Genomic DNA, 8,475 nt, shown 5'->3' with positions numbered 1-8,475 from the left:
TCGCCCAGCAGGGCGAGCTGCTGATGCAGGCCCAGCACAACGACATCAAGGTGCAGGCCGACCAGAGCGTGGAGATCAGCGCCAGCCGGCAGCACATCCGCCTGGATGCGAGCAAGCACATCACCCTGCTGTGTGGAGGTGCCTACATCAAGATCGCCGACGGCAATATCGAGATGGGCATGCCGGGCGAATTCACCGTCAAGGCCAGCCAACACGGCTTCGTCGGGCCGGCACAGATTGCCCCCAGCCTCCCGGACTTCCCCGACACCACCACCAGCCCGCTCAAGAAGACGATGCGCGTCTCCCTCGGAGCGCTGCCCGGGTTTCTTTCCAACTACGCGGGGGAACCCTATCGGCTCCTCGCCGATGATGCCTTGCTGGAAACCGGAACCCTGGACGAGCAGGGGCAGTTGAAGTGGGAGCACCGCGACGGGACGCAGAAGTACACCCTGGAGCTGCTGACCGGCCAGCGTTTCGAACTCGACGCGCAAGAGCGCTTTTCCGAGGACGCCGATACCGGCCAGGTCCAGAAGCTCTCCAACCAGGGCTACCGCAGCCTTCCGTCCACGGCGGACGGACTCCAGCATGGCGGCGATGCCTTCCGGGCCCTGCAAGCCCTCTTCAAGTCCATTTGATCCAAGGAACGGGAACCATGGAACTGATCGAGACTACCGACACCTTCACCCTGTCGCTGACGAACAAGCGCGATGTCGTATCGACCCTGCCCTGGTTCGTCCCGCAAGCCAAATACCCACCGCGCCCGGCCAACGTAGTCGTGCCCCTGATCAACGGCGAAATGGCGTTCGCGGCGGTCTACGATGCGATCGACAAGGCCAGGCACAGCGTGGAGATCATCAGTTGGGGCTTCGACCCCAGCATGCGCCTGAAGCCACCCCACGGCGAACGCCTGGGCGACCTGCTGCGCCGCAAGGCAACCGGCCAGGACGGCCCGGCCGTGCAGGTCCGTGTCCTGATCTGGAAGAATGCCCTGGCCAACCTGGGCGAGAACAACATCATCGGCGACGGCCTGATGGGCAGCGGCGGCACCGCGCTGGGCTCCGGGGTCGGCCCCACCTCTGCCGGCGGAGGTAGCGGCGGCCAGGCAGGCTTCAACGACTACGGCGGCAAGCTCGACAACAGCGCCGGCGTACAGCGCGACGACGACGAGGCCAGGGCCTATAACCGCAACTGGTACACCGACCTGCCGCCCGGCCTGGAATTCCGCACGCGCGACTACAACCTGGCCGACCGGACTTCCATTACGGCCCAGCAGATTGCCCGGCGCGGCCTGGCTGGCCCGGCCCAGACCATCGCGCTGGCGGCCTTTGCCTCCCATCACCAGAAGGTCATCCTGGTGGACTACGAAAGCCCCGAGGATGCCATCGGTTTCGTGATGGGACACAACCTGCTGCGCAACTACTGGGACACCGATGCCCACGAGTACCACTCCGAGGCCCGCCTTGGCTTCGCGCCCTGGCAGGACCTCTCCTGCCAGGTGCGCGGGCCGGTGCTGTACGACCTGAACGAGAACCTCATGACCGCCTGGGACAAGGCCGGCAGTTGGTGGTCCAGGTCGGCCGACTGGCCCACCAAGCGCAAGGCGCTCACCAGCGACGATTTCCTCGCTCCCGCACGGGAACATGGCCAGGGCGTCATGGCGCAGATCTGTCGCACCCAGTCCCAGGAAAACGACCGCTCCATCCTCGACGCCTACCGCCTGGCCATCGGCAATGGCCGGGTATACCTGTACTTCGAGAACCAGTATTTCCGCTACAAGGAGATGGCCGACCTGATCCGCCAGGTTCGCCGGAAGCTCAAGGGCGGAGGCTGGAAACGGGACTTCTACGTCTTCGTGGTGACCAACGTGCCGGACGGCCATGGCCGCACCAACACCTACGAGATGCTCGCCGCCCTGGGCCAGGGCCAGCGCATGCCGGAGTACCACCGGGAGACGGAGCGCAAGCCCGACCCCGACGCCGAACTGCGCAAGGACGACCTGGAAGGCCTGAACATCCATGTCGCCACGCTGAAAAGCTGGGGAACGCCCCATGGCCAGTCGGAAATCGATTACAAGGACATCTATGTGCATTCCAAGCTGTTTCTGGCCGACGACGTGTTCTTCACCCTGGGCTCGGCCAATATCAACGTGCGCAGCATGGAAACCGACAGCGAACTGAATATCGCCTGCCCTTCGCCGTCGCTGACCCGGCAGTGGCGTGAGCATTTATGGCGGATTCATACGGGAGGGGAGCCGCGGGAAAGTATCGAGGATGAGTTTGAGCGCTGGGGAAAAATCATTGAGGACAATGCCGAATATATGAGCAGAGGTCAGCCTCTGATCGCTCCCCTTATTGATTTCCATGACCCAGGAGAGAAGGCATGGTCGGCTATGGACTGAGTTTCAAGATTACCCGTTGGGTACTGATTATCCTGCTTGCAACATTAAGCGCCTGTGTCCAAGAGAAAGGAGAAAAAGACATGGATATTCACTCTATCGACTGGAAGTCCCTGCAGTTCACTTGTACCCAGGAGCAGAATCCGCCACTCGACCCCGAGGCCGATATCTGGTTCCAGCAGGCCCGCGCCTACGAGAAGCAAGACAACGAAGCCAACGATGCGGAAATGGTCCGCCTGTACCAGCAAGCCAGCGAGCGCGGCCACTACAAGGCCATGCTCAATCTGGCCGGGCTGTACGTCCACGGCACTGGCGTCCCCAGGAACGAAGGCAAGGCGCTGGACCTGGTGGAAAAGGCGATGCAACTGAAAGCCCCGCATGCCTATTACCTGATGGGGGTAATGCTGCAACAGGGGATCGGGGTGAAGCAGGACAAGGTCGCGGCACTCAGTTATTTCCGCAAGTCCGCCGATCTTGGCAACCGGTATGGACAATGGGCTATCGGCGATGAGCTTCGAAGAGCCTTTGCTCGACTGCCTGAGCCCGAACGCACCCGGGGGAAAAATATCGGCAAACAGATGCTCGAATGCGCTCTAGCGCAGGATTTGGCCGAAGCAGGTCATGCCTTGGGAATGGAATATCTGATTGGCAAGCCTGGTGAACAGGACACACATACAGCCTTGTTGTATTTCCAGAAAGCTGCCGCGTTGGGGCACAAGGCCAGTCTGTACCGGATTTACTCAATGTTCGAAGCTGGCGAAAACGGCCTCAATAAAGATCCCGGACTTGCCGCGTGCTACTACAAACTCCTTGAGCAAGTACGTACTGATCCCAGCAAGCGTTTCCCCGATATCGACACCCTCTGCCCCCTGCCTCCTGTGCCCGCCCGCGCCGCCGACAGCAGCCAGTCCGAAGGGTAGCGAGCACCGCCACGTCGCCGCTCCACTGAACCTGCCCCGGAAGTGCCTCTCCTCCCCCGAGCATCGGCCCGCGCGAGGAAGACGGCATGCGGGCCGTCCGGGAACCTGATCGGTCGCCGCAGCCCGCGCCGCTCACCGCCATCGGTGAGCGGCGTGCCAGGGCATCAAGGCGGGCTCAGGGAATGCACACCCCGCGCTGCGGGCTCTGCGCCAGGTCGAGCAGTTCGCGGTTGGCGACCGCGTACATGGCGTAGTCGGTGCCGCTGGTGGCGCGCAGCTCGTTGAGCATCAGGCGCCAGCGCTCGACCAGTGGCTTGTGCTGCTCCAGCCAGGACTCCAGCCGCTCCTCGATGGCCGCCGGGCCGTCGGCCATCTGCAGTACCGAGATGGTGATCGCCCGTTGCTGCCAGTCCAGTTCGTCGCGGAAGCCTTCGCGCGCCAGTGCCTGCCAGTTGTTGTCCACCGGCAGGTTGGTGATCTGCTGCAGGTACCAGCTCAGCTCCAGGGCACTGCCCACCGCGAAGTGCGCCTTGGCCACGTCGGCGGCGGGCTGGCCGGTGACGTCCGCGGCCTCGATGATCGGCAGCAGCGTGTACAGGTGGCTGACCCCCGCCACCATGCGCGCCAGCAGCTCGGGCACGCCGGCATCGACGAAGGCCTGGTAGCGCGCCTGCCACTGCTCCAGGGTCGGCCCTTCGAGCAGTTCGTTGAGCTTCAGGCCCAGCGCCGCCACCTGCGGGCCGAAGTGGGCGACGTCGCGACCGGCGTCCAGATCGTCGCGGCGGCTGCGCAGGAACCAGCGGGTGGCGCGCCGGCCGAGACGCATCAGCTCTTCCATCAGTTGCAGTTGCACGTCGGCCGACACCTTGGCGTCCAGCGCCTCGATCTGCCGGAACCAGTGCGGCAGGTGGAAGATGTCGCGGACGATCACGTAGGCACCGGCGACGTTGGCCGCGCTCTGCCCGGTGGACTCCTTGAGGCGCTGCACGAAGGTGATGCCCATGTGGTTGACCAGATCGTTGGCGATCTGCGTGCTGACGATCTCGCGTTTCAGGCGATGGCGGCGCATGGCCTCGCCGTACTTCTGCGCCAGCAATGGCGGGAAGGCGGTTTCCATGTCGCGCAGCAGGTAGGCATCGTCCGGCACCTGGGATTTGATCAGCGCTTCCTTGAGGTCGATCTTGCTGTAGGAGATCAGCACCGACAGCTCCGGCCGGGTCAGGCCCTGGCCGCTGGCGGCGCGCTCGTTGAGTTCCTCGTCGCTGGGCAGGAACTCCAGCGCGCGGTCGAGCTTGCCGGCCGCCTCCAGGGCGGCGATCAGCCGCTTGTACTCGCCGCTGCGCTCGCGGGCGCGGCGCTGGGCCAGGGACAGCGCCTGGGTCTGCTTGTAGTTGTTGCCGAGCACCAGGCCGGACACCGCGTCGGTCATCTCGGCGAGCAACTGGTTGCGCTGCTTGCCGGTCATGTCGCCGCTGGCGACGATCTCGTTGAGGAGGATCTTGATGTTGACCTCGTGGTCGGAGCAGTCCACCCCGCCGGCGTTGTCGATGAAGTCGGTGTTGCTCGCCCCGCCGTTGAGGCCGAACTCGACGCGGCCGAGCTGGGTCATCCCCAGATTGCCGCCCTCGCCCACCACCTTGGCGCGCAGTTCGTTGCCGTTCACCCGCAGGCCGTCGTTGGCCTTGTCGCCGACGTCGGCGTGGCTTTCCTTGCTGGACTTCACGTAGGTGCCGATGCCGCCGTTCCAGATCAGGTCGACCGGCGCCTTGAGCAGCGCGTGGATCAGCTCGGTGGGCGCCAGCTTGTCGGCGGCGATGTCGAAGCGTGCCTTCATCTCCGGGGAGATGGTGATGCTCTTGGCGCTGCGCGGGAACACGCCGCCGCCGGCGGAGATCAGGCTGGAATCGTAGTCCGCCCAGGACGAGCGCGGCAGGTCGAACAAGCGCTTGCGCTCGGCGAAGCTCTTCGCCGGATCGGGATTGGGATCGATGAAGATGTGCAGGTGGTTGAAGGCGGCCACCAGTTGCAGCGACTCGGACAGCAGCATGCCGTTGCCGAACACGTCGCCGGCCATGTCGCCAATGCCGATCACCGTGATGTTGTCCTTCTGCACGTCGATGCCGCGCTCGAGGAAGTGGCGCTGCACCGAAACCCAGGCGCCCTTGGCGGTGATGCCCATGCCCTTGTGGTCGTAACCGGCCGAGCCGCCGGAGGCGAAGGCGTCGCCGAGCCAGAAGCCATAGTCGAGGGCGATGCCGTTGGCGATGTCGGAGAAGGTCGCGGTGCCCTTGTCGGCGGCCACCACCAGGTAGGGGTCGTCCGGGTCGTGGCGCACCACGTTGGCCGGTGGCACCACCTGGCCTTCCTTGAGGTTGTCGGTGATGTCCAGCAGGCCGCTAATGAACAGGCGGTAGCAGGCGATGGCCTCGGCCTGGATCTCGTCACGGGAACCGCCGGCCGGCAGGCGACGCGGCACGAAACCGCCCTTGGCGCCGACCGGCACGATCACCGCGTTCTTCACCTGCTGGGCCTTGACCAGGCCGAGCACTTCGGTGCGGTAGTCCTCCTCGCGGTCCGACCAGCGCAGGCCGCCGCGCGCCACGTCGCCGAAGCGCAAGTGCACGCCCTCCACCCGAGGCGAGTAGACGAAGACCTCGAACTTCGGCACCGGCCGGGGGATTTCCGGGATGGCGCGCGGATCGAGCTTGAAGCTGAAGTAGCCCTTCGGCTGGCCGTCGGCGCCGGTCTGGTAGAAGTTGGTGCGCAGGGTGGCCTTGATCAAGTCCAGGTAGCGCCGCAGGATGCGGTCCTCGTTGAGCACCGCGACGTTGTCCAGCGCGGCGAGGATCGCCTGTTCGAGCTTCTGCTGCTTGTCCGCCAGGTCCTCGGCGCTGAGCTTGCGGGCCAGGTAGAAACGGGTGCGGAACAGGCGCACCAGCTCCTTGGCGATGTCGGCGTGGTTGACCAGCGTGGAGGCGATGTAGCCCAGGTCGAAGCCCAGGCGGATCTGCTTGAGGTAGCGGGCGTAGGCACGCAGCAGGGCGACGTCGCGCCAGGGCATCGCCGCGGTCAGCACCAGGCGGTTGAAGCCGTCGTTCTCGGCGGCGCCGCCGACGATCTGCACGAAGGCTTCCTGGAAGGTGTCGTTGAGCTGCTGGATGTCGAGGTCCAGGCCCTCGGCATAGGTGAAGGCGAAGTCGTGAATCCAGAATTCGCGGCCGTTCTTCTGCTGCAACCGATAGGGGAACTCGCCGAGCACGCGCAGGCCGAGGTTCTCGAGGATCGGCAGCACGTCGGAGAGCGCCAGCGGCGTGTCGGCGTGGTACAGCTTGCAGTGCAGTTGCTGGCCGTCGCTGGCCAGCGGCTGGTAGAAGCTCATCACCAGCGGGCGGGCGTCGGACAGGCTGAGCAGGTGCTTCATGTCGACCACCGCCGAGGGCGCGGCGAAGCGCTCGCGGTAGCCGGCCGGGAAGCTGCGCGGGAAGTCGGCCAGGATGCGGGTGCCCTTGGCCTCGCCGAAGCTCTCGATGACCAGCCCGGCGTAGTCGTCCTTCCACGAGCGGCAGGCCTGGACCACTTCGCGTTCGAGCTGCTGCGGGTCGATGTCCAGCTTGGTCTTCGGATCGACGCGGAGGATGAACTGCACGCGCGCCAGCACCGACTCGGAGAAATAGGTCCAGAACTCGCAGTCGGTGGCCCGCAGCCGCTCGACCAGCACCTGCTGGATGCGCAGCCGCGTCTCGGTGGAATACACGTCGCGCGGCACGTAGGCCAGGGCGTAGACGAAGCGGCCGTAGGGGTCCATGCGCAGGAACACGCGCAGCTTGTTGCGCTCCTGGATCTGCACGATGGCCATGGCGGTGTTGAACAGGTCGTCCACCGGGGTCTGGAACAGGTCGTCGCGCGGCAGCACCTCCAGCACCTGCTCCAGTTCCTTGCCCAGGTGCCCCTTGGGATTGAAGCCGGAGCGGCGGAACACTTCGTCCACCTTGTGCCGGATATAAGGAATGCGCCTGACGCTCTCGGCGTACACGGAAGAGGTGTAGATGCCGAGGAAGCGGCACTCCTTGACCACCTTGCCCTTGGCGTCCAGGGCGCGGATCGACACGAAGTCCGGGTAGGCCGGGCGATGCACGCGGCTGGGCATGGCGGCCTTGGCGAAGGACAGCAGCACCGGCTCGCGCAGGTAGTCCACCGCGTAGGACTCGATGTGCAGGTCGTTCTTGCCGAGGCCGGTGCGCAGGCGCTTGGAGAGGCCCAGCAGCGAGCTTTCATCGTACTGGATGTAGCCGCCGTCCTCCTCGTCGTGGACGGTGAACTCCTCATAGCCGAGGAAGGTGAAGTGGTTGTCCAGCAGCCATTCGAGGTACACCTTGATCTCGGCCAGCTCGGCCTTGTCCACCTTGAGCCTGGCCTTGCCCAGCCAGGCGAGCAGTTCCTCGGCCTTGGCCTTCATCGGCTCGAAGTCGGCGACCGTCAGGCGCACGTCGCCGAGCACTTCCAGCAGGCCGCTCTCCAGGGCGCGCAGCTCGCCGCTGCTGGCGCAACGGTCGATCTCCAGGAAGATCAGCGACTCCTGGGTGATGTCCTTGCCAGTGGTGCCCTTGGGAAGGATCTCCAGCACTTCGCCCTTCTTGTTGCGGCGCACGCTGAGCACGCTGCTCTGCAGGGTGTGGATGCTGTGGCCGCGACGGTTCACCTCGATGCGCACCGAGTCGACCAGGAACGGGATGTCCGGGTGCAGCACCTGGATCGCGGTGTGCGTCGATTGCCAGCCGTGCTTCTCGTAGTCCGGGTTGAACACCTGTACCAGCGGCTGCGCCGGGTCGAAGCGCTCGAGCAGCCGCCAGGCCGCCAGGGTGCAGCCAACCAGGTCGGACAGGCGGCGCTGGGTGAGTTCGTCGAGGGCGACAATGCCGAAGAACTGCTCGGCGAACAGGTTCACTTGTGGCAACGCCTGTTCGCTGACGTGCTGAGCCAGCGCCGCTTGCAGTTGATGCTGGAAGTCGGCTTTGCTGGCTGCGGTGAAGAACGACATGCTGATACTCCGCTGGACTTTAGTTGTTCGGGAAGCACCGATGGCAAGGCCCGGCGCCCCGGGTTCCAAGCAGTCTAGGTGACGCCGGAACCGACGGTACGCGAGTCGACCAAAGAGTCACG

General features: G+C 65.0%; 4 protein-coding genes. 3 read left to right on the top strand and 1 reads right to left on the bottom strand.

Going from position 1 to position 8,475, the window contains the following annotated elements; translation table 11 throughout:
• The 3 genes from PSEWESI4_RS20640 to PSEWESI4_RS20630 all read left to right on the top strand — a co-directional run.
• On the top strand, positions 1 to 635 hold a 635-nt coding region (locus PSEWESI4_RS20640), incomplete at its 5' end, for a DUF2345 domain-containing protein (RefSeq protein WP_187673101.1).
• A gap of 17 nt (positions 636 to 652) precedes the next feature.
• Entirely contained in the window at positions 653 to 2,398 is a 1,746-nt protein-coding gene (locus PSEWESI4_RS25225) for a phospholipase D-like domain-containing protein (RefSeq protein ID WP_187673100.1), read from the top strand.
• Complete coding sequence (locus PSEWESI4_RS20630) at positions 2,380 to 3,315, top strand: tetratricopeptide repeat protein (protein ID WP_187673099.1); 936 nt, start codon at positions 2,380 to 2,382, stop codon at positions 3,313 to 3,315. Before PSEWESI4_RS25225 ends, PSEWESI4_RS20630 begins: the two co-directional genes overlap by 19 nt.
• A 175-nt stretch (positions 3,316 to 3,490) precedes the next feature.
• On the opposite strand, the gene PSEWESI4_RS20625 is transcribed toward PSEWESI4_RS20630, so the two are convergent.
• The gene (locus PSEWESI4_RS20625; protein ID WP_187673098.1) at positions 3,491 to 8,353 is read right to left on the bottom strand and encodes an NAD-glutamate dehydrogenase; all 4,863 of its coding nucleotides are present in this window, start codon (positions 8,351 to 8,353) and stop codon (positions 3,491 to 3,493) included.
• Positions 8,354 to 8,475: the final 122 nt, after the last annotated feature.

Source organism: Zestomonas carbonaria (assembly GCF_904061905.1).
Lineage (GTDB): Bacteria > Pseudomonadota > Gammaproteobacteria > Pseudomonadales > Pseudomonadaceae > Aquipseudomonas > Aquipseudomonas carbonaria.
The sequence above is the reverse complement of the archived record's forward strand: the minus strand, read 5'-3'. Positions and strand labels throughout refer to the sequence as shown.

Excerpts from the sequence above, each read along its gene's own strand:
- PSEWESI4_RS20625 (WP_187673098.1), bottom strand. The coding sequence starts at position 8,353 with ATGTCGTTCTTCACCGCAGCCAGCAAAGCCGACTTCCAGCATCAACTG.
- PSEWESI4_RS25225 (WP_187673100.1), top strand. The coding sequence starts at position 653 with ATGGAACTGATCGAGACTACCGACACCTTCACCCTGTCGCTGACGAAC.
- PSEWESI4_RS20630 (WP_187673099.1), top strand. The coding sequence starts at position 2,380 with ATGGTCGGCTATGGACTGAGTTTCAAGATTACCCGTTGGGTACTGATT.